At 48.0% G+C, this 25,241-nt stretch carries 7 protein-coding genes; 3 read left to right on the forward strand and 4 right to left on the reverse strand.

Features of this window, described 5'->3' with window-relative positions:
• Positions 1-34 precede the first annotated feature (34 nt).
• Both L3C95_RS18445 and L3C95_RS18450 read left to right on the forward strand, forming a co-directional pair.
• Entirely contained in the window at positions 35-3,574 is a 3,540-nt protein-coding gene (locus L3C95_RS18445) for a hypothetical protein (protein ID WP_236389677.1), read from the forward strand.
• Positions 3,575-3,603: 29 nt separating this feature from the next.
• The gene (locus tag L3C95_RS18450; RefSeq protein ID WP_236389680.1) at positions 3,604-15,546 is read left to right on the forward strand and encodes an Ig-like domain-containing protein; all 11,943 of its coding nucleotides are present in this window, start codon (positions 3,604-3,606) and stop codon (positions 15,544-15,546) included.
• A 120-nt stretch (positions 15,547-15,666) separates the two neighbouring features.
• On the opposite strand, the gene L3C95_RS18455 is transcribed toward L3C95_RS18450, so the two are convergent.
• The 3 genes from L3C95_RS18455 to L3C95_RS18465 all read right to left on the reverse strand — a co-directional run bounded on the left by L3C95_RS18455 (position 15,667) and on the right by L3C95_RS18465 (position 20,999).
• On the reverse strand, positions 15,667-16,929 hold the full coding sequence (locus tag L3C95_RS18455; RefSeq protein WP_236389684.1) for a M57 family metalloprotease: 1,263 nt from the start codon (positions 16,927-16,929) through the stop codon (positions 15,667-15,669).
• Between the two features lie 547 nt (positions 16,930-17,476).
• Entirely contained in the window at positions 17,477-18,343 is an 867-nt protein-coding gene (locus L3C95_RS18460; RefSeq protein WP_236389689.1) for an EamA family transporter, read from the reverse strand.
• A gap of 259 nt (positions 18,344-18,602) precedes the next feature.
• Entirely contained in the window at positions 18,603-20,999 is a 2,397-nt protein-coding gene (locus L3C95_RS18465) for an ABC transporter permease (protein WP_236389690.1), read from the reverse strand.
• Between the two features lie 222 nt (positions 21,000-21,221).
• On the opposite strand from L3C95_RS18465, the gene L3C95_RS18470 reads away from it, so the two are divergent.
• Positions 21,222-23,744, forward strand: a complete 2,523-nt coding sequence (locus tag L3C95_RS18470; RefSeq protein WP_236389691.1) for a glycosyl hydrolase 115 family protein — start codon at positions 21,222-21,224, stop codon at positions 23,742-23,744.
• A 64-nt stretch (positions 23,745-23,808) separates the two neighbouring features.
• On the opposite strand, the gene L3C95_RS18475 is transcribed toward L3C95_RS18470, so the two are convergent.
• Positions 23,809-25,089, reverse strand: coding sequence for an alpha/beta fold hydrolase (locus L3C95_RS18475; RefSeq protein WP_236389693.1), 1,281 nt, complete (start codon positions 25,087-25,089; stop codon positions 23,809-23,811).
• Between the last annotated feature and the right edge of the window lie 152 nt (positions 25,090-25,241).

Raw genomic sequence — 25,241 nt, forward strand, 5'->3', positions numbered from 1 at the left:
CCTCATTTTCTTCATCACATGAAATCTCAGCGTCATGGCTTTCTTCAGTAAACAATATATTGACCAGTTATATATCGCAGAAAATACTCCCGGCGATGTTGGCTTCATTGCATTTGTAATACCGCCTGGCATCACCGCAACTGATACAATAGGATTGAAGGAAGCGCTGGGCAGTACAACCTATTCGGGTACCTTTGTGTTTGCAGCGCAGGCTCCTGTTATTACTGACATCGTCAGCGCCAATGCATTCATCAACGCCATATATGGCGTCCTGAATAAAACCGGTGCCAACCGTGCCTTTATATGGCTGCAGGATAATACTAATATTAATATCAGCACTGCTCCCCTGATGGGCATCAGCAGTGATGGCACTGCCGTCAACAGCGGCTTACAGGCGCCGCTTACCACTAGTCTCTCTCTCACCATAGCCAGTGGCATGGCGCTTAAGTGGCAGGACGACACTACGCTCCTGCTTGATGGTTCCCTATACAATTACACGATCGGATTCTCTGGTCCGTCTGCCCCACAAACACGCGTCCCCAATACAGGCACCATTGCCTTCAACGGACCGCTCAGGGGCACTATACAGTTTACCATCAGCATACAACGGTTATCTCTCTATAACAACTTTCAATGGGGTTTCCAGGCCTTATGTCCCATCACGGCCGCGTACCGTACAGCCACCTCGGAATGGCTGCCGCTAGCCGACACAACAACGGGCGCAGCGGACTTTATCGGGTTTGCTACCAGTATCGATCCGTCTGATGTATTTAATACAGCATACGACCCTTGCAACGCCGGCACCTGTACTATCAGCGGCGCTTATGCCAGCAGACGTACCTGGTTTAACTTCACCGGCACCAATACCGACAGCGCTCCCACGATACTGGCCTCTTATTTCAGAACAGTATTCGGCGCTGCCATCAACCTGCTGCCCGAAGTATCAGGTGCAAATACGCTGCCCGCCAGGCTCGTATTTACCGAAGGTGAATTCACTTCATCCACCACACAACGATTTATCGTCACTCCGGAAGGAGACTTTACCATACAGATACCAACAGCTCCTGCTGGTCCGCAATACATGATAGGCGGCTTGCAGGGCACCGAATTTTTCAGCGTCACACCAAAAACAGATACGCAAAACGGCGACAGATTCCGCTTCCTTGCCAATCAGCCTGCCTATGCACCTAAGTTCCCGTTTGAGACCGCTTCGCCGGTGAAAACACCGCAGGATCCAAATGCGCCACTACTTGACAACACCTACTCCTCTGCCTGGGCTACACTCGTTGCTGGTGAGGGCAATGCTATCTACTACATAGCACAGCCAAAAGGCGCTGCCTTATTTGGAAGCGATGGCATTGTTGCACCGAAATACACCGACCTCTTTGGCCATACTATTCCTGGCTTTAAATATGAGGCAGACGATGTCGTTACCTTCCCTATCGTGCCTTATTACGGCGCCACTGCCGGTGATGGTATGAACGCTTTTTCACAGGAACAGATTGTCACCTTCGAAGAGCAGGTGTTAAGTCCTACGCGGAGAAAAAATGTAGGTAAACGCTCTACGTCCAACTCTTTGGTCTCTGGTGCGAGAACACTGCAAGATGGAACACAGCAAACATCTACAACGCCATCAGGGCTGCTTGCAACGATCACTACTTCCACCTCCGGCGAACAAATGCAGTGGAATGAAGTCCTGCTGGGACAGAACACTGATAACGGCACAAACTATTGCCTCAAATTCGTCAAGCCGGAAGCGGAACTGATAGAGGCTTTGCAAACGGGCGATCTGATGCTGGTGGTTGCCAACGCGGAATATCTCGGGCAGCTGAATGGCACCGACCCCAATCAGGCATCATTCTTAAACAAGATGGGGATCGGCAGCTGGGAAATGACCGCTAATGTGGGGCAGCAAAATAAATACAATGACTACCGGAACGTGATGCTCATTAAAGCCAAAAAGGGGAAGCTGTACGATCCCGCGGATATCACCAACAGTCTCCTTGCCAATCCATCAAAATGGACACAGAAAGAGCTCTTTGCTTCCCCTACCAATACCAGCGACGACGGCATCATATCGCCTCCCGATGCTGATCAGCAGGTAATCCTCTCACAATGGCTGCAGAGTTACTTCAAGCAGGCGATGGATCAGGGCGCTAATAAATACTTTACGAAGTTCAATACCATTGCACAGGACGAGAACTGGACAGGGATCCTGTTCTTACGTATGGACATCAGCAATCTTCCTAAGAACCTTGCCGGCATCATGGCCGGGGTGACAGATCCCGCCGCTTTTAATGCACATCACCTGGCAGTGGAAATAAGCCCCGTGAAAAAGAATGGCGCAAATGCGGCGCTGGATAAGCCCAGCACAATATTCGGCCTGATCTACTATGTAGACCCTGACTTTACAGATGATGGATCTGAAACGACAATTGCCCCGGTTACCGCAACTACTTATGATTTCCGGCTGCTCACACTGAAAGTACTTTTTGAAAACACGGCTGTACAAAGTTTCGAAAGCCTCGCGCAGCTCACTATCACCGAATTGCTACAGATGCCGGTAACCGGTATGGGCGTTCAGGACAATGTTTATCATAACATATTGCTGAAGGGTAGTCTGCAGATAACGGGCAACCAGACCTTATATAACCTCTCCAGTCAGGGTGATAACACCTTCTACTTCAATAATAACATCATTCAAAAAATACAGATCTCGAACGTTCTGCTCAGTACACTCAATACAGATAAGAACGGCAATATACAGTCATGGTTCGGCATGAGTGGCTTTATAGCCTATTACGTTGTCGGTGACGAGGGAACACCTTTATTTGACATCTTCTCTTTCGGTAATAAACTTACCGGTGATCCTGAACACCCATGGGCTATTGAAGACAAACCCAATATGGGACTCAAGTTCAATAACCTCGGCATATCGATGACCTTCCCGGAATCTGATCCGATGTCAAAAGTAATGACGCTGGACGCAACACAGATCAGCTTTGATACCAGTCACAGCACCCCGAGAGACGGCAGCATCTATCTCAATTTTGCGCTCGACCTGCAGGGACTAGTTATTTCGCCGCCGCTTACTACGCTGTCTGACAAAGGTTACCTGACCGTGATACCCGACCTCGCACTGAATGATGTAAGCGCCGATAGCTGGTATGGCCTGCGTTTTAAACTGAACATGGGCACACCGGGTGAACTTGCCGGAAAGATAAGCCTCGACTCCTATCTGCTGATTGCATGGTCGCCCAACAGTCAGGACGATACTTACATAGCCTCCATAGGTCTGTCATTACCAGGCGCAGGTGGCGGAGGTAAGCTTATCAGCCTGCAGAGTGTGATGAAATTATCCATAGGGCAAATAAGGCTTACCTATGATGCGCCAAAGACTGCGTTCCTCCTCATGTTCACAGAAATAGCCTTACAGTTCCTCGGCATGCTGAAAGTACCACCAAACGGATCCACACTCTTCTATCTCTTTGGCAATCCCAACGCCGGTGGCAAAGCCAGTGGCCTCGGATGGTATGCGATGTATAAAAAAGATACAGCAGCAGCGACAGTATAATAAAATCCTAACTTCTAATACCTCATACAATGGTCTCATTTCAGGATATAGTAGCACAATTGATGCAGGGTGCAGATACAGTGGATGGACATACCGGCGATTCAATCCAGGAAATGCTCAACCTTATAAAGGAAGAAGGCGAATTGCGTTTTTATGTGGATGACTCGCCCAACTACGGACATCAGGCGGCAACGGTCAACATCATGAAACGCATTATCAATACCACATCCTATACAGGAAACATTGTAGTATACTATGCCGGCGAACAAGCTACCGCCAATAAACTCGCTATACTGTTATCTGGTCTGGATCCTTTACAGATAAATGCGACGGTAATAAAATATGGCACCTGCCAGAACATCACGTTCAAACCATTTCCGGCTCCCGCTAATACCCCGCAGATCAAGTTCGGTTTTACGGGAGGAGCAGACTTCATGACAACCAATTTTGCCGACGAGCTGAAGGTGAACTACTTCCTGCGGCTACAGCCCTATCTCTGGGAAATGCTCAGAAGGTTTAGAGTAACGAGTGCAGTGCAGACACCCGGTAATGTGAACAAATTCAATCTTTCGGAGGCATCCCGGCCATTCAACAAGCTGGCATATAAGTTCACTTCCGCCTCTGTTTCCAGTGTGTTGCCGGATGTATGGACATGGTATAGCACTTCACAAAGTTTCGATGCAAATTTATCCACGCGCACAAAAAACGTAAAAGCTGTATACGACGCATATTCTGTCAATCCGGCCGCAATGAGCCTCTGGCCTGTTTACGGATTACACCAATTCGAACAGATCGCCGGTGAAATGAGCCTTAACCTGACATTATCATCACTCGATGTGATACGGCTATTGGAAAAACCATTAGTCATTTTACATTTCACCGATCCTTCAAGAGCCGATATTTTCGAGTATGTGGATGCGCTTAGTACCGACATTGATGCGAGAGATAAAAAACTGACCACACTGCAAAAAGCAATATCGGCCACTTACATTCCACCGGGTGCTGCCATGCAGGAATACTCATCTTCCAACCTGCAGGCATTGATCAATAAATTAACAGAGTATGTAACGCCGGTGATCGACAATACGATCACTATCGAGCTGCTGAAAGGGTATAATAACGGGAGTTACATTGACATATCTGCAGACATTGCCACTAAACTGGCCAATGCAAGCGGTAAACAGATCTTTGTGATCTCCATCGGCACAGTACCGCAGGATGTATATAACTACTTTTATGCGAACGCCACGCTGCCAGGCATATTTGAAGGCCAGGGAACATCCAGCCTGATGATCAGCCTGGGCAGACCATTTATGCAGGTACCAAAGAAAGGCGAAAATGATGCTGCCAATTATCCGTCAATCCTTGCGGCCGAGAACTACGACACCATTGCACAAGGCTGTAAACAGTGGGTACTGGCTTTAAGAGATCTTTCTTTTCATTCATTCCTGAAAACCAGGGGACCGCTTATGCCCGATGTGTATCTGGAGCAGCTTGACACCATTGTGGCTTCTACCCTTGCATCGATTAATTCCACATATTCAGTCAGCCGCTATTTTACGGCCCTGGGAAATTATTATCAGCAGGACGTACACGATAAACTGATGCTGGGACTGGTAGGAACACGTGCTGTAATTGAAGGTGATGCAGCCACCGTATACGCAGAACGTCTGCATGTTACCGCGGGAACACAGGAAGCGCTTACATCACAGCGTCGCCGCAACCGTTTCAGGGAACATTTAACCTCATTCAGGAATAATGGAGGGAGTTACGCACCAGAGCTGGATATTGCAGAAGACGAACCGGGCCAGCTCACCCTGCAACAGGTATACGAACAGCTCACAGACACATGGTCAGACGGCAGTATCAATTTACTAAAGGCGCTTCCAAAAACTTATTTCAGCGACTTCTTTGCCAAGGTAACCGGCAATATATTCTCCATTGCAGTACCGAAAGAAAATATTGTTGCTGAAAAGAATGGTGACGGCGCCATTACCAAAGTGACTGTTACAGGTGCTACTACCCTGGCGTTCGTGAATGTAAAGATGAATATAAGCCTGGTTTACACCGCAGCATCAGGACCAGTGATCACCCAGGTGACCGCTACGGCAGACCAGGTATGGACAATTGACAATATCCCCTGGATATTGTTCCGGAATCCTGGCTTTTCCATGAAAATAAACGAAGGTGGTTTCCCCGTAGGAGGAGGCATATTGGGTACGATAGAAAACAACGGTACAAGCGTCGATCTTCAGATAGAGTATCCGGTGGGAGAAAATACCTGGTTGCTTTCTGCAGCGTTTGAAGACAATTATCCGGGTATTGCTTCTATTTACCAGGCCGCAGGTGGTGTTAACCTGGTACAGGTACTCCCCACTCCACTCAACCAGCTGGCAGGTTTCGGTCTGAAGGAAGTACAGCTGATGTATAACACGACTTCCCTGAGCTTCGACTATATGTCGTTTCAAATGACGACGAACAGTCCATGGACTATTTCGCAGACGCCGCTGCTCACCATAGCGCCGACTATCGATGTCAGTATTTATGACGTCGCCGATGTCAGCAAACGTACTACTAATTTCCTGGCTACAGGATCATTCACCATCGGTAATGGCACTATTACCATGGTAGGCGGATACCCTGATTTCTCACTCTACGGCGGCCTTACAGATGGTACTATACAGCTCAGCGACCTGCTGGCATTGTTTGGCGGGCAACTGGAGCTGGCCACTTCCGTTACGGAGTTCAATTACAACTACTCTCCTTCGCAGAAATACTATGAGATAGATGCGCTGCTGGAACCCGATAAACCGCTTACTGTAGCGGGTATATTCAGTATTGATAACCTCAGTTTCAACGTCAACAGCAATAATTCTATCAATACGGTGTTCCTGGGTGGTCAGATCACGGTTTTGCCTGACTCGGCAAAGATTGTTATGGCGGTCAGCGGCCGCTACGCCACAGGCGCAGGCTGGACATTCGCCAGCAAACAGACCTCCGGTGTGGTGAAGATCGGAGATATGCTCTCCTATTACATCGGCAACAGCTGGACGCCTCCTGAACAATATAACTATGGTATCGACGGACTATCCTTTACCATCAATACGGCCACCTCTTATTGGGAATTTGGCGCCAAAACAGCGGGAGAATGGAAGATCGATTTCCTTGGCCTTACGGCTACAGGGCAGGCCCAGATAGGCTACGGAAAGAAAACGGAAGACGCTGCAGCGGGCAACTATGGCACCATCTCAGCAGACCTCAAGTGGAATAATATCAATATCACTGCCTTTTATAATTTCAATCCGAACTACCAGGCGTACGGTGTTACCTGGGGTTTACTGACCGGCGAAGTGGAAACGAAAGATGTAGGCGGTACCCCGCACCAGATCGCCACATTAAAATTCAAAGACACAACTACGATAGGCAGCCTGGTTGAAACAATGGTGACCTGGGCTACGGGTACGGCTTTCGGGTTAGCGGCCCCCTGGAATGTGTTGAACAGCATCCCGTTGAATAATCTTTCGCTGGTGTATGACTTTACGGTCAACAAAGTAAGCTTTGAGGTCAATATAGGCCCGATCAACCTTGGCTTTGTTACCATCAAGGGCATTATGGTTTCGTACGACGGCACCGATTCCAAAAACCGCCAGGTAATCGTTACCCTCGACGCTACTGCTGCCTGGGGTGAAATACCCAGCTGGAATGCGGCCAAACCAGAAACCACTCCTGCTCCTCCGGGACAAGGCAACAAGTACATCGACCTGCGCATGCTGGCATTAGGACAGCATGTAACGCTCGACTGTTTTAAAACGGCCGAAAATGTACAGGCGGCCATCGCGTGTATGTCTACCTTAAAGCCGCCTGAACCCGGAAAAATACCTGACGTACATTTTGACGCCAACAGTTCCTGGCTGACCGGCATGGACTTTGGCCTTCTGCAGCTGAGTGGCGACAAAACCAATGCAGTAGCACTGGCAGTAGCAACAGCAGAAGCTACCCAGTATTTTATTACTATGCAGATCGTATTCAACGATCCTAATCTCTATGCCTTACGTCTTGCACTGGCAGGTGCGCCTGCCAAGATATTCAAGGGGCTGGACTTCCAGATCATGTATAAAAAGATCAGCGACAGTGTAGGTGTATACCAGGCAGAGATCGTATTGCCCGATGTGATGCGCAAGATCAATATGGGACAGTTTAATATCACACTGCCTGTATTCGGTATTGCAGTATTTACCAACGGCGATTTCCAGGTAGATGTAGGCTTCCCATGGAAACAGGATTTCTCCCGCTCCTTTACCTTCCAGACGCTCATCTGGACACCGGTAGGTATACCTATTCCGGTAATGGGCTCTGCGGGCGTTTATTTCGGTAAGTTGTCCAGCGCCACAACCAATAGGGTACCCGCCGCCACTAACGGCACGTTCAATCCTGTGCTGGTATTTGGTTTCGGTATGCAGTTCGGCTTCGGCTATTCTTTCGAAGCAGGTATACTCCGTGCAGGCTTCAGTCTTACCGCCGTTGCAATTCTTGAAGGCATACTGGCCAAATGGAATCCTTACCAGATCACTGATGGCAGTGGTAACAATACACAACTGGAAACCTCTTATTACTTCTGGTTCCGCGGTACCGTAGGTATCATGGGTAAGCTGTATGGCTCGGTGGATTTCGCCATTGTGAAAGCAGATGTGGATGTGGCAATCAGCCTGCTGGTACAGATCACATTCGCGCCATACGAACCCATAGAGCTATCTCTCACCGCATCAGTGAGCGTATCACTGCGTATCACTATCAACCTGGGTCTCTTCAAGATAAAGATCAGCTTCAGCTTCTCAGCAAGGATACAGGAAAGTGTCACCATCAAAGCTATTGGCGGTACAGCACCATGGACTACCAACGAACAGCTGCAGCTGCTTAGCGCGGGTGTTACTGTGCTGCAAAGAAGAAGCCGCAGGTTGTATTACGACCAGAAAGAACTCATGGCCGTGCGGGATGCGCTCAACCCTGTATGGTCTAACTTGCAAAAGGCAGCAAGCCCTGCTCCGCTTACTGCATATGCAGGCCTTGGTCTTACCGTGGCGGGAGATAATGCAACAAGCGTATCCCAGCAACTGGCATGTTATGTTGCGATGCTCTTCATACAATCCGTTCCACCACCGCAGGACGATAAGCAAAACGGTCAGCTGAAGGCATATGGTGCAGGCAATGACACCTCGTTTGAACTGTTAAGCAAGCAGATTTTCCGTTGGGCTATTGCAGCTATACAATCAGGACCAGTCACCAGTGAACAGGTGGACGCCGCTGTTGTAACAGACCTGCAGCTCGCAGCCCTGCTGGATTACCTGAGCGATACCGCCAATCCGACGCCGATCACGCCGGAAGATGTCAGTGCATTTATGACCAACCAGTTTACGCTTACCGTCAATGCACCTGAATCAGGAGAAACGGATGCTACTTACTTCCCTGTTCCACCGGAAATGTTGCTGACACTGCCAGACTATACCAGCGCAGGTTATAAAGGCGTTTCCTATGAATTTGGCAAGTATAACAGCACCTCGACGTCTTATACAGAATACCTGCGGCAGTACTTTAATGAACTGGCTGTACAGGTAGAAAAAGAAGAAGATGCCAATAATCTGAAAGCGCTTATCATGGATGATGCAGCAGGTCTCTCTATGGCCAGCTTCATCTATAGTGATTACTTCCTGCTGATTTGTCGCCAGATGCTGCAATCAGCCAGAGAGTCGCTCAAAGACTTCAAATATTACCTGCAGGACAATCAGACCGTAAATGATATTGTCAACTGGGTCAATACAAAAGCAGGCACCAACCTGTATACAGTCGAGGCACTGTTTACAGATAACGTTTCAGCAACACTTAACGCAGACAAAAAGCTGCGTATCACAAGCAGTACCTACATTGTACAGGCAACAGATACGTTCGACAGTATTGCCGCACAGTCTATTTACTACGCAGGCTTTACAGGTAAGCAACTGGCTGCTGCCAACCAGGATACCGCCAATACATTATCTGCAGGCGTGACGATCAATTACCCGCAGAAGGAGGCTTATAAAACAATGGCAGGACAGTCGCTGAATGATGTGGCAAAGGCCATAGGCGTATCGGCAGACGACCTCATTAACAACGGCAATATTACGAACCTCGCCGGCTTACTGCTGCCGGTGGCTACATTGGCCATTCCTTCATTCGATAGTACGACAGCAAGTGGAGATACACTGAATAAGATTGCCGCTAAGTACAATATTACACAGCAACAGCTGGCAGCTCCTGCTGAAAACGGTACGATCACGGACCTATTCGATAAGACGGTGACTGGTTATATCAACATCGCTAACCTGCAGCAATTCCAGGTGGGTGAGCTGATCAGCGAAATACAGGCCACCAATGGTTTGCAGCATCTGTCGGGTATGACCTCCCGGTACTATATGGCTGGCCTGCGACTTCCGACAAATGGCATTACACCAAACTATCCTGGTATGTGGGTGACAGACAACGGAGGTGTGTTGACACTGCCTGCTTACGCGGGGCTGTACTCCCTCACGGGGCAACAATTCCCATTACCGGATCTTGGCACAGACAATTTCGATATTCAGCTATCCAAAACATCTGCGCTGACCTGGCTGGCGTTCTCCGGTGATAATCCGGATCAACTGGTGCTGGCACTTGCGCCAGACTCCTACGACGCACAACAGCTCAGCGCTGTGAAGGCATATGCTACCAGCAATGTTCTTGACATACCGCTTTCTTCACTGGGTGCGCAGGATGCCTTTATCACAAAAGCTGCTACCTATCCTTTTAACTCACAGATCAACTGGAACAGTGCTTCTGCCTTTACGATGCCTTATGGTGGCGTTAACGGAGGCGTACCGGCGCTGAGCCTCTGGCAATTGCCGGATACACTCCTGCAATTACCCGATCCGCAGACACGCCTGGTGAATCCAAGGGTAAAAATGCAAATAGGCCGCTACGATGAAGCCAGTCGTACCATGGTCAATACACCGGTTACTTATTATGGTTATGGATCAACGGTATCATTCACTATTAAGAAAGTACCGGTAGTTGCCGACAGTCCGAATACATTGACTACGTATGAGATCATGGGCGCCGATGGCAGCAATGTGGAAGTACTGGAAAAAATGGTAAGCGGTGTTGGGAACGACAATTCCCTGATCGCGACCCTGACCGTTGCCTATGGTGTAGATGCCAATGGTACTACCACACAGGGTATACAGACGGATGCACTCAACAGTCTGACGATAGGCATTGCACAGGTGAACCTGTCTACAGAAACCCGTCCTGACACTAGCCCCGGTACTATCTCCCTGACAGCTGAAGAGCAGCAAGCAATGGTATTGCTGAACGAACCGACTGACTTTATCCGCCTGTTATGGCAGGCAAGCATCACGAGGGGCGGCGGATATTACCTGTATTATTACAATTCCGGCAGCAGCAGCGGTCTGCCAGACAGGATATTTAACGATAACAATGAGGCGACACTTTCCCTGCTGGTATTATATAGTGCACCACAGGATGAGGCATTACAGAACAACGTCACCAATTACATGAATGTGCTGGCTACGGGTGAAGCGATCGATACATCACATGCGGTATTATTTGCAGAAGCGAATCCGTATCAACGTAATCTGCCTTCAGATAGTACACAGACCTTGTCTGACCTGGCGTACAACTATTACGGCAACGTAGCAGACATTGTTACAGACAACCAGACGCTCACATTAAGGACTGGCAAAGCATTGCTGGTAGATGAAGGCGTATATGAAGTAAGACCGGAAGGACGTGCGCCGGGCGGCAACGTGGATGCCATCGCTGCTTATTTCGGTACGACGGCTGATGCCATCAAAGCTGCCAATCCGCTACAGACAAGCTGGCCGGATGTACTGCCATTGTATACAGCACTTTACCTGCCTGTACTCACAGTGACCATCGGCAGCAGTAACGGAGGAACTACATTTGAAAGTATCGCCGCCTACTATGGAGAAGACCTGGCAGCACTGGGTGGCAAAAACCAGGCAATAGCGGGTCTCTTTGCCGACAATCAACAGATCATCATCAAGGGAGGACCAGATATCCGTACATCTACTGTAGCACCGGGCGTGGCCGGCATTGCTGCAGAACGTCCGGTACCGGCAGCAATACCTGATAATCCGACAGACCAGGACTACGGCATGCTCTTCCTGTTTAATACCTACAACATGTTGTCTTACCAGGTGGCTGAGAACAACTATTTCTCAGCCAGCAACCTGGGTCTGCCTGCCACACCATCCGCAGATACAGAAGACCAGCAGACAAATGACAAGATGCGCTATCCTAAGGCACTGACCGAAGGCGATATGTGGAGCTATACGCAATCTATCCCATACAGCCGTTTCGCAAAGAACGTTCAACAGACAGCCGGCGCAATGCCTGATCAGGCAAACAGTCCGTATCGTGGACTCGGAGGCCTGCTGCAGATAGACTATGCATGGCAGGACCTGTATGGTAACCGGATCATTACGACACTATCTCAGCCGTCAGGCAACAGCCAGCTGAATATGCCGCCAATGCTTACCGGGTACACTGATCCGCTCATAGGACTGAACCAATGGCCTTCCGTGGCTGCGTCCTGGGAAGTGAATACTGACAATAATGCAAAACCACAGCTACAGCTCGACCTGTCATTCGGCGACAGCTATTACCAGGGTCTGATGTGGGCCAAAGCTGCAGGAGCTACCAGCATTACAGGATGGTTTACTGAACCGCTGGATGAGGCATCAGCTACTGATCCGTTGAACTACAGTCTGGACCAGAGTATCAGCATCAAGGGCATCACCCTGGGCACAGACAAGCAAACAGTGACCATACAGGTGGATAATGTACCGGAAAATCTGCTGGTAACCTTAAGCATCAACAATATCAGTAACACCGACAAGACGCAGACATACACGGGTGTTGCACAGTTCAGCTATCCCGATGTTCCGCAGGAAGCCACTTCAACTATCATTGAACAGGCGAAGAAAGACATGGCGGTGTATGAACAGTTGTGGTACCAGCTCACCGATCCTAATGGCATTGCTTACACGGTAGATACTACCTTGTTACAGAAGGGATATACGCTTACCTCTACCCAGGTTTCAGACCTGGTGGACGACTGGATCTCATCCATCTACCTCTTCCTCGAAAACAGGGCAAAAGGACTCACAGACGTTGCTTCACCTGCTGCAACACACCTGCTGACCTTTGCCATTGACACTGCCAATCTGAATCAGGAGCAGATATTCCGCCTTGACCTCAGCTTCACGATAAAACGTATGAAGAATGCGGCCGCAGGTGATCTTGAAACTACAGGAGGCATACTGCAGGCTGTGACGGAGGTATCGCCACTCTCTGATACCGAAGGAGGAAACACTCATAGCCTCAATACATTTGCGGCACGGTTTGAAGCAGCACTGCTGCAAGCCGGTAAATACCAATTGCGCATTGCAACGGGTACAGACCGGGAAGATGCGGGTAACAATAAGGAGACATGGGCGGTAAGGCTGGGACTTGATAAAGGCAACCTGACGCCGGTAGCATACACTATCAATGATCCGGCTGATCCGGATATGTTTGCACCGCGTCCGATATCCAACAAGCTGGAATCGCGTGAGCAGGTACCGATCTACGATTATTCACCAAAAACAGGCATAGATTTCAATACGCCATCGGCTTATGTTGATTTTACCGGTATTGATATGGACCAGTGGGGCAATCAGTTCTTCAACAGTATAGATGATGTATTGTCGCCCGAATTTACAGCGGCCATCCAGCTGGTGGACAACAAAAAACAGACAACCTACCTGCAGGATCTGCTGGCAAATAAAGAAGCACTGGCCGACATTGTGAAAGAATGGATGATACCGGTCTTCCAGGATGAAACAGCCAATGCAGATGCGGTAAAAGAAGCGTTTAAACAATCGTTACTGGTGAAACTTGGCAACGCCTACGCCACACAGGCGGGTATCCAGTTCCATGCTACGGTAAGTGCAGACGCTGCTGAAAACATTGCGCCACGTCTCTATGGCAGTATTAACCGGAACTTCAAGTTCGAAGGGGCCGCTGCTGATGATACAGACAAGACGATCGTTTACCTGATATTTACTAATCCGCCTGACGAGACAGGGGCTAACACCAGCAGTAACTTTACTGCGAGCGATGGACTGAGTGTGAACAGTTCCGCTGTAGATCCTCTTAATAACAGAAGAGTGATACTCCAGCTGAGCGGACAAGCGATACCCGGTAGCACACAGGTGACAATAAACACCGGCTTCAAAGACATGACCGGAAATATTGTTATGCCGCCGCTAAGCCAGGTGGTGCAGACAGAGATCAATGAGGGCAATAACAGTGATTCCATCACACTCACGTCTACCAAGCTTTCGCTGCAACCGGCTAACGCTGCAACACTTCCATTCCTGATCTCATCGCCACAGATCGTGAGAGGCAGTAGTAATGAGCTATTACCGTATGTAGATCTTGATCTCAGCTTCGCAGGCAGTTCCATCGAGCATCAGATCAGTACATTGCCGAACATTGAAGGATATGAAGCATCGACCTGGTTAAGCTTCGTTACACCGCTGTCTGTCAATGACAGTCCGCTGACCCGCGATCTCGGCAAGATACAGGTACCGATGCCGATACGGGAATTCCCGGTAGCGCCATCTATGGTGAATCAGTCGGGAGCTTCCACTGTTCCACCAGATCCTTCCGATATCAGTCAGCTGCTGAACTGGAACTATAGTATTGCATATTCTCTACCGATCCATTATCCGCAGGACCAGCTGGACTTCACGATCAACTTCAATGTAGCCGACAAAGCTGGTGACATGTTACTGGGTATTGAAGATGCCTTCGCACAACTGGCTGAGTTCATTACGGTATCGCCGTCAGTATATGCGGTGCTGGAGAAACAGCTTACCCTGGTGACTGCCGGCACTGCTGCTGATGATCCGCTGCTGGATACAGCGTCTATCGCGCTTGCATCGTATACGGCACTGGTATCGCAGGTGGTGAATGTGGCTAAGAGCAACATGCTGACAATGCCGCAGGGTAATACGAGATATACAAGTACAGATGTGCTGCCATATACTTTCTATATACAGGAAGGCTCGGCGACAATAAATGATACACAGGCGCTGATTGTATCGGTACATGGGCTGCCGCCGGAAGGCATTGGGCTACCGCTTGTAGACATCGCAGGATACCAGCGCCAGGTATATACAGATGCATGCACCGGAGATTGCTGTTATTACTACACGAAAGACGGTCAGCCATTACCGGCAGCAACTGGACAGGTGATACAGGACAGAACGGTGATCATTCCGGCAATGAATATTCTTGCGCGCCAGGATGCAGCCACCACAGCCTTCATCAGAAGGAATGTGGAACTGGTGCCTGGTAAGCAAAGCAGTGAACCGTTCATCTATACAACAGGTATGGTAGCGTTTTCAAATCCTTACCATCCTACTACCGACTGTGACTTACCGGTAGATATATCAACGATCAATGCGCCATCGGGGCAGCACAATTATGCGCCGCTCAATACGCAGCTTACAAACCTGTTCAATGCCTTGCTGAAGGAGAATTCGCAGGATACTGTCAGTGTCCTGATGAGTTGTCAGTATACATATCCGCTGAACAACAGCACGGCGAGTGTAGGTCTGCCGGTGATCATGCAGCCGATACAGTCTATACAGGTGAAGCCTGATGCTGGTACCGGCGACAAAAAACTGGCAGATATGATTACCGATTGGACGGGTAGTATCGGGTTGTGGTACAAGAGCCGGAATCCGGTGAGCAGTAATGCAGCCTTATGGTTCGACCTGACGATCTTCTCTAATCTTACAGAACAGCCATTGCCGCTTGTAAGGTTAAGATCTTTAAATCTGGGTACTCAGTATATCACGGGGATGTAATTGACTAGCTCCCTGAGACCGGCGTAAGATCGATGGATTTTGCGCCGGTATTTTTTTGAACAGTACCGTCTGCGCGACAGTCAAAAAGCGGGCCTCACTCCCACTTATACATCAGCAGGCTCAGGGCGCCTGGATAAACCAGCGTTGATTACCGCCGTTCAGCCATGCCCATTGCTGCAGGATGGCGCCATCGTTGCCGATAGTGTTGGCATCTACATCCAGCACTTTGCCGCTGCGTTTGTTGATGAGCGCATAGGAACCATTGCCCTGCGGCTGCAGCAACCATTGCTGGTTATCGCCACCCAGCCAGTCCCATTGCTGTATCCTGGCGCCGTTAGCAGCGATAATATTCGCATCTGCATCCAGCACTTTACCACTAGCTGCGCTGGTGATACGATAGTAACCACCGCCCAGGTAAGTGAAGGACCATTTCTGGTTAGCGCCGTTCAGCCAGCTCCATTGCTGTACTATGGCGCCGTTGTTACCGATAGCGTTCGCATCAACGTCCACTACCTTTCCACTGGCTTCGCTTACGATCTTGTAAGTGCCATCAGGAATCGGATTGCTACCGGTGATGTTGCCATACAGGTAGTTCAGGGCTACCTGGTCGTTGGTATTAAACGGACGGTTCTGACCAGTGCCTATACAAGCCAGCATCCAGCTGTTAGGATCGCCTGCAGTGGGCGTACCAGGAATATGATCAGCACCTACACCGGCAACACCTTCGTTACCACCTGAACCGCAGCTGTATGCACGGTTGAAGTAGTCTGTGTGACGGAAGCCGATGGTATGGCCTATTTCATGCGCGATGATCGTAGCCATCCAGCCCTGATTTGGCGTACTGCCGATATAAGCCGCATTCAGCCTGATCGGGCTTGGTGGGTTACCATAGGCATCAGGGAAGCCGGCTGACTGTCCCAGTACACCTGCACCCAGGTTAGCGTTGATAATATCTATCTCACCGCCGCTGGCTACACGCTGAAAAGAAATACGCAGGCCCATCGCGTTGTAACGGGCGATGGCTTCATCTGCTGCAGCGGTATAGGCGGCAGGCAGATTGGTAACAGAAACAGTGATCACCCTGTGGCCTGAAGTGGCAATGATATTCCAGGTCTGATATTGTTCTTCTTTAGCGATCACCAGGCTTCTGGGGTTCGCTTTTTCTTTCAGCGATTTGTCTGACAGGAAGATATCGCCTTCCACAACATAACCGTCGTCTACTCTTCTTACATCCTGTGTACTAAAGCCCATGGCTTTGATCTGTGCGATCACGTCTTTTGTGATCTCGTTAGGGGATTGCTTTTGTACCTGATCTTTCTTACAGGAAAAAAGGATAAAGCTGCATACGAGGGTGCATAGGAATGCCTTCAAGAGATGCTTCATTGTGTTGTTCATTTGGGTTTTGGGTTAAAAAGACATCGTAACTAAAGGGGAAGGTGAGGCCCGGGGTTACTTTGATTCTGGTTATTTAGTGTTCAACGCCGCCGAAGATACAAAAAAAGTGAATAGTTCAAATTAATATCTGTCAGGGTGATATGTCCGAAATGAGTGTTATTGTGACAGGCTGTTGCTGCTATCGCAGTCAACGGCAAGGACTATATAATTGCAGATGTTTCTACTTGCCTGTTGGGTTGATAGCACTGGAATGTTTGGGTAGTGTTGGGATTGACGCTGGAGATCCGGAAAGCGTTGCGGTTTCAGATGGGACCGCGGTCGGCGCCTCTTTGGCAGGATGACTATGGGACCTTACCAAGCGTGTGGACATTGGAACGTTATTTAACTTCATCCAGCGTGGGTCAACGGAGCCGAAGGCCCGCGATCTCCATCTGAAACCGTTCCGCTACTTCCTGACTCCCAACGTGGCTTAGGGTGATGAGCCGCGGTGCTCAGGAAGGTGCATCAGGTTGTTGATGCACCTTCTGTTTGAGGATTAATCCAAGGTTACCGGTTTCCTTGAAAAATAAGTGGCCCCTGCACTGGCAGCAATAACACAGGCAACAGATACCCATTGTGCTATGCTTAAATGCTCTCCCAGGAAAAGCAGTCCTGAGAGTGCGCCAAATGCAGGATGTAAACTCATCAAGATACCGAAATGCGGTGCAGACAATTGCTTCAGCGCCCTCATCTCAAGGGTGAATGGAATAGCGCTGGTTAGGAGTGCGACAACAATCCCCAACAATATTAGACGCAGGTCCAGTACTGTCAGATCGCCACTGAAAATACCAATGGGTAGAACAAACAGGCTGCCAATGCACATCCCTATCGTCACGGCATCTCCGCTTTTCATTAACCTGGAAACCTTTCCACCCAATACTATATAACTGGCCCATAGCACCCCTGCCAGTATGGCCAGGGCTGCTCCGAGGACATCTATGCTGCTATGTTGCCAGGGAGCAATTAATGCGATTCCTATGCAAGCTAATAATGCCCAGAGCAAATCAAGTGGTCTTCGTGAAGCGAACAGTCCCAGTACCAGCGGACCAGTAAATTCAAGCGTTACACCAAGGCCAAGTGGTATACGCCTGATGGCGAGATAGAACACGAGGTTCATTGTTCCCAGGCAAATGCCATAGGCCAGGCAGGCCAACCATTGTTTCTTATTAAGCCGGAAGTTGGGTCTGAAAACCGCCAGCAGCATCAGTGCTGAGAAAGCAACCCGTAAAGTGGCAGTACCGGTTGCACCTAAGACAGGAAAAAGGTATTTAGCGATAGAGGCGCCGCCCTGTAAGCTTATCATGGATAGCAGTACTAATGGTACTGCAGGAATAATCAGTTTATTCCGGGAATATTTAATCATTTCGTTGTTTTAAATGCTGCGAAATCCTTTTAAAATCAAGAGGACAGATGCATGCAAAACAACCTGGGCTCCGATACCAGCGTAGGTATGGAGAGAACCTGCCTGAAGCAGGATAACCTTACTTTCGGAGGAAAGGCCTCGTTATTTTGCACGCAAAACAACAGGAGGCGGAGGTGTGCTGGTGAATCTAAAGCCCATAGTGAATAATTTTCAAAGGCGAATATCTGACTTTTATGTTAAAAATAGTAGCAGGAATCCGCTACTCACTCCTCAACGCATCCACAGGGTTCGCCATTGCTGCTCTTATAGTTTGAAAACTTACCGTCGCCATGGCAATAAATATGGCCATCCCTCCGGCAACCAGAAAGATCCACCAGCTGATATGAATGCGGTACGCAAAGTTGTCCAGCCAGTGATTCATCACAAAGAAGCTTAACGGCGAAGCAATCAGGAAAGCTATGACTACCAGTTGCAGGAAATCTCTTGATAATAAGCCTGCAATACCCGCCACTCCTGCCCCCAATACTTTACGTATCCCTATTTCCCGGGTACGCTGACGTGCGGCTAAATATGAAAGGCCAAACAGTCCCAGGCAGCAGATGAAAACTGACAGTATCGTCACGTAAGCGATGATCTGCTGCCAATGTTTTTCGTCGCGGTACTGACGAGCAATGTCAGCATCCAGGAAACTGAACTGGAAAGGGCTGTCCGGCAGGTATCTTTTGTATATCTTTTCTATACCGGCCAATGCTTCAGATGCCTTTCCCTCCCGCGCCTTTACGATCAACTGTTCATAATCCTTCATTACCAATACCTCAGGACCGATCTTTTCTTTAAGCGAATTATAATGGTAGTCTTTCATCACACCCACTACCGTCATATTCATATCTCCATCCCATTCACCCATCAGTTTCACTTGCTGGCCAATAGGATCTTTCCATCCTGCCTGTTTCACAAATGTTTCATTGACTATAACCGACTTTGAAGAATCAGCTACAAATGCAGCTGAGAAGTTCCTGCCCTGCTTTAATGGAATATCCAGACCAGGTAAATAAAACTCATCTCCCCTCACCTTATGGCTCAGAATGGTCTTATCATTTACTTTCACAACGTTATTATCTCCCCATGAATTAAAGCCTGCTACCTGTACCACAGAAGGCAACGCGGTCAACTCTGTGCGGAAAAGCGTTACCAGCCGGTCTGGATTACGTTGTGCAGGCAGCTTGATCTTAATCAAACCTACAGTATTATAGCCAAGCGCTTTATTCCCGATGAAGGTCATTTGCAGATAATATATCAGCGAGCCTGTAACAAAACAAATAGCCAGTGTAAACTGGAAAACGACCAGGCTTTTGCCTAACCATCCCCTGCCGGCACGTGTTTTTTGTTTACCATACAGCACTTCTGTTGCATTGAATCCCGACAGCACAAAGGCGGGGTATAATCCGGTCATGATAACACTTACTGCGAGAATACCCAGTCCCACTATCCATATCGTTGCGTCCTTTATCAGGTGTAACTCAATGTCCCTGCCTGTAAATGAGTTGACTACCGGCAGTAATATCCGGCTAAATGCAATTGCCAGCACGAAGGCCGCTATACATAATAAGGCAGCTTCTGTCAAAAACTGGCTGATGATCTGCCACCTGTTACTGCCGTTCACTTTTCTGATGCCGATCTCTTTGGCTCTCTGCAGGGAATGTGCGATAGTCAGGTTTACGAAATTGATACAAGCCATCAACAAAATAAATGCGGCTATACCAGATAAAAGATACAAGGCAGTAGACAGACTTCCGTTGAATATGCCGCCTTCGCCCTGCACTGCTCCAGTATTGAGGTACAGACCAGCAAATGGCTGCAGGCCGAACGAGAGTTTTGTGGAAACATCCTCCCGCTGTCTTGCCTCCTGTATTTCCCTGCCTGCTTTGGCCTGGAAAATACCAGCAAACTTTCGCTCTACTTTCTTTGGATCGGCCTGGGGATGCAGCAGTACAAAGGTGCTCACATATTGATTTAACCAGCTTCCATCTTTAAAGAATGTCTGAAGGAATCTGAAAGGCAGTACTACATCAAAACGAATAGAGGAGTTGGAAGGAAGTGCTTTTGCTACTGCTGTTACAGTAAGCGTCTGCATACCCTGTTCTTCTATTTTTAAGGTCCTGCCCACCACGTCTGTTCTTCCGAAATATCTCATAGCAGACTGTTCTGACAGTACAATAGAATGAGGATCTGTCAGGGCACTAGCAGCATTACCATACAATAAGGGAAATGAAAACAGTTTAAAGAAACTACTATCTGCGAATAGTCCTTCTACCTGAAAGGCTTTTTCTTCTCCTACAATATTAAATCCACCAACATTCCAGAAACGGACATAATCAACTATCTCAGGGATCGCCTCTTTAAAAGCAGGTCCCTGTACCTGCCCCGACCCGTTGCCACTCGTCGTCTGTCCATGTTTATCCGTTATAGTAGTGGTAATAGTATACAGGTTCGGCGCTTTTTCATGAAAGGTATCGAAACTCAGTTCATTTTTCACGAATAGCACCACCAGCAATACACAGGTTAAGCCAATGGCTAATCCGGCTACATTAATAAATGAGAACAAGGGGTACTTACGGAAATTCCGCCAGGCTAACCTGATATAGTTCTGTATCATAAGGGTCGATATTGATAAGTTAATATAGTAAAAACATATATAAGACTCCCCGCCTTTTATATATCCGGTCCGCCTTATTTTTTATCGCCTTTAAGAGATTATGTATATCTTAGGATTAGACGGCCGGCCCGTCCTGTTATGAAAACTCGTTATTTTATGAACGGCAACGGACCAGGTGCCGGAACCCAGACAACACTGGCCCTTTAGACTCATTTTTAATATATGCAACGGATAATCTTCCTGGTAATGGCGAGCCTGTCGGCTCTTTGTTCCTATGCACAATCGATCGTGACCGATAAGGCATCACAGGATGCATTTTCCCTCCGGAATGCGGTCATCTGCGTTGACCCGGCAGATGATGAACTGGTACGGCAATCCGCCATCTGCTTACAGAAAGACATTGAGATGGTTACCGGCGTGAAGCTGCCCATATCAGCGGGAACCTGGTCCCAACCTGTCATCATCATTGGATCAATAGAAAAATCCTCGCTTATAAAGGTTCTCAAAAAACAGCTGAATCTCAGTGCCTTAAAAAACAAGTGGGAAGCTTATCTTATCAAGAGCTCAAGCCATAGTATTGTTATTGCAGGTAGCGACAGAAGGGGTACTGCATACGGTGTATTCGAGCTATCTAAACAATTAGGAGTATCACCCTGGTACTGGTGGGCGGATGTACCGGTAAAAAAGAAAGCGGACGTCTTTATCAGGAAAAACGTTACAGTCAGTGATGCACCCAAAGTGAAATACCGTGGCATCTTCATTAATGACGAAGCACCTGCTTTGTCTAACTGGAGCAAGGAAAAGTTCGGCAGCTTTAACCATCATTTCTATGAGAAAGTGTTTGAACTGATCCTGCGACTAAAGGGGAATTACATTTGGCCTGCCATGTGGGGTAACGCTTTCTATGACGATGATTCATTAAACATCAAAATGGCGGATAAGTATGGGATAGTGATCGGCACTTCACATCATGAACCACTGATGAGGGCTCATGATGAATGGAGAAGATATGGCAGCGGGAAATGGAACTATGATAGTAATGAAGTAAGATTGAAAACATTCTGGCAACAGGGCATTGAACGGGCCTGGAATGAAAAGATCGTAACAATTGGCATGCGGGGCGATGGCGATGAGCCCATGTCAAGAGAAACGGCTACCGCCTTGCTGGAAAGGATTGTTGCAGATCAGCGGAAAATAATTACCGATGTAACGGGCAAGCCTGCAAACGCTACTCCTCAGCTCTGGGCCTTGTATAAAGAGGTACAGGACTATTACGACAAAGGCATGAGGGTACCGGATGATGTCACTTTATTACTCTGTGATGATAACTGGGGCAACATCAGGAAACTACCCGGCTTAAATGATAAGCCGAGAACAGGCGGATATGGTATCTACTATCACTTTGATTATGTTGGCGGTCCGAGGAACTATAAGTGGCTTAACACAAATCCGCTGCCACGTATCTGGGAGCAGATGCATTTAGCCTGGGAATACAATGCAAGACAAATATGGGTTGTAAATGTGGGCGATATCAAACCAATGGAGTTCCCTATTTCCTTCTTCCTGGACTATGCCTGGGATCCCGAAAAGATTGGCGCCAACGACCTGCAAGCCTATAGCGAGCAATGGGCGGCTAAGCAATTTGGTGCGGCGTATGCAAAAGACGTTGCACATCTGTTAAATCAATACGCCAAATTCAACTCTCGAAGAAAGCCTGAGTTGCTTGATGCCAGCACCTATAGCCTTGGTACCGGGGAGTGGCAAAGGGTAGTTCAGGACTATAATAATCTGCTGAAAAAAGCGGAGGATATTCGTCGTGCGTTACCGATGGAATACCAGGACGCTTATTTCCAGCTTGTATTACATCCTGTAAAGGCCTGTGCTAACCTGAATGAGCTGTATTATAATGTGGCGTTAAATAAAGACGCCTATGCACATAAATGGATAGTCGCTAATACCTATGCTGATAAAGTAAAGGTATGTTATGTCAAGGATAGCTTAATCACCCTGGAATACCACCGGCTCAATAGCGGGAAATGGAACCATATGATGAGCCAGACCCATATTGGTTATACTTACTGGCAACAACCGGAGCGTCAAAAGATGCCTGCTGTTTATTATGTATCTACCGATTCTGTCGTCGCGAAAAACAGGGACGAGCAAAAGGTACTGACCAAATCTACCATTCCGGCGGGGACAAAGGGAAATGTATTTTACGAGGAAGCACAAAGAGGCGTTTCCATTGCAGCTGATCACTACACAAAGGCTATCAACACCAATAACATACATTGGCAGATCCTACCAGACCATGGCAGGACTGGTTCGGCAATCACCGTCTTCCCTGTCACTGCTGCTACTCAAAACCCCGGTGGCAATACACCTCATCTGGAATATGACATCTATACTTATAGCGCAGGCGATTTCAATATCAATACTTATCACTCCCCTACCCTCAATTTCCACAATACGGAAGAAGGGCTGCAATATGCAATTTCGGTAGATGATGGGATGCCTCAGATCATCAGTATCAATAAAGAAGATAAAACCAGCATCAATGGCATCTGGAACAAATGGGTGGCTGAGAATATTATTATAAAATCCAGCAGGCATGCCATCAGCAAGCCGGGGAAACATACTGTCAAATACTGGATGGTGAACAGCGGGGCAGTGTTACAGAAACTGGTATTGGACTTTGGGAATACTGAACAGTGTTATCTTGGGCCAACTGAAACTATTTATAAATAGTACTGTCGATAGATTTGATGTGCCGCTACCGACACATCAAATCTATCGACAGTTTCCTGTAGTGTTACTGTTTTCCGAAAAAGTCAAGCACTTCCTTGTTGAATGAGGCTGCATTCTCCGTGGGATAATAATGTGTTTGCTTAGGAGCGATCAGCAGTGTACTTCCCGGTATATGTGCTGCGATCTGTTTTGTATGCGCTGGTTTTATAACATCTTTTTCCCCGGCCATTACCAATACCGGGCAATGGATCACACCCAGATCATCAAAGGCGTACCTGGGTTCAGTTAACATCATATTGATCAGACGCACCCTGTTCTTCCCACTGAGACTGGTATCGTTCTTTAATTCCTTCAACTGATGGTCAAACTCTTTAAACACCCATTTATCGAGCACCGTTTTATCTATAAAGATGTTGGCCCCCATGGTGACCAGTTTCTTCACTCTGGCAGGATACTTCATGGCCATGATCAGGCCTGTATTCCCACCGTCGCTCCAGCCTACTATATGCGCGCTGTCAATATGTAGCTGATCCATCAATGCATTCATATCGGCGGCAAACTGGTCATAAGTATAGCTCTTACCATCGTCGCCGGATTTTCCCTGCCCACGTGTATCAACCGCAATTACCCTGTACTTTTTGGCAAACGCCGGTATCTGTGCACTGAAGGAGTTGATCGATTCCGAATTGCCGTGTAGCACGAACAGTGGTTCTCCTTCTCCATATGTTTCATAATAAATATTTATGCCATTAACCGCCGCATATTTCCCGACGCTGTCGTTTGCACCAAAAGCCGGCGCAGCCTTAAATGCAGCTCCATCCACTTTGACAGACTTATTACCATGAAAGGCCGTATCATTTGTCAGGTCAATTTTAAAGGCTGTACGCCCCTTAAAGTTAGACCAGTGTTGCAATGAGTCTTCTTCGAAATCGCCGTTAGCAAGAGGAATTTCTTCGAATTGACCTTTACCCGTCTCTATCCACAAACGAAAATAATCGAAATAAAAAATACCCCGGCGTGCAAAGAGACCACCAAAGGACAGGTTGACCGCGTCTTTATCTATTTTGCCGTTTATCGTATAAACAGCCCAGTGGTTGGAACGAATAGGCTTATTCATCATATTGTAGAAAAAGCCGATTTTCTTATCCGCTTTATCAACCCTTGCCCATACCTCCGCTTCCGCAGTTGAGTCAATGAGCTGTACCTTCACCGCGGCCTCGAGTTTAAATTTTTTACCGGCAAAATCAGTAACCTTTACCACCCTGGTAAAAGCATCCCAGTCATTGGGTGATTGCGCATAGACACAGACAGGGAAAATAAGAAGAAGGCAGGATAACAATTTCATATATAGGTTTTGAGATAATTATAACGATGTAGACGGGCTTCACATTGCCAAAATACAAAAGTTGACTAAAATTTCTGTACAGTTAACCATCCTGATGTTTGAAATCTACCACTTTTCGTTTCATTCTCCCTACACCCCAGGCCCTACCTGAT

This window comes from Chitinophaga filiformis (genome assembly GCF_021646545.1).
Classification (GTDB): Bacteria; Bacteroidota; Bacteroidia; order Chitinophagales; family Chitinophagaceae; genus Chitinophaga; species Chitinophaga filiformis_A.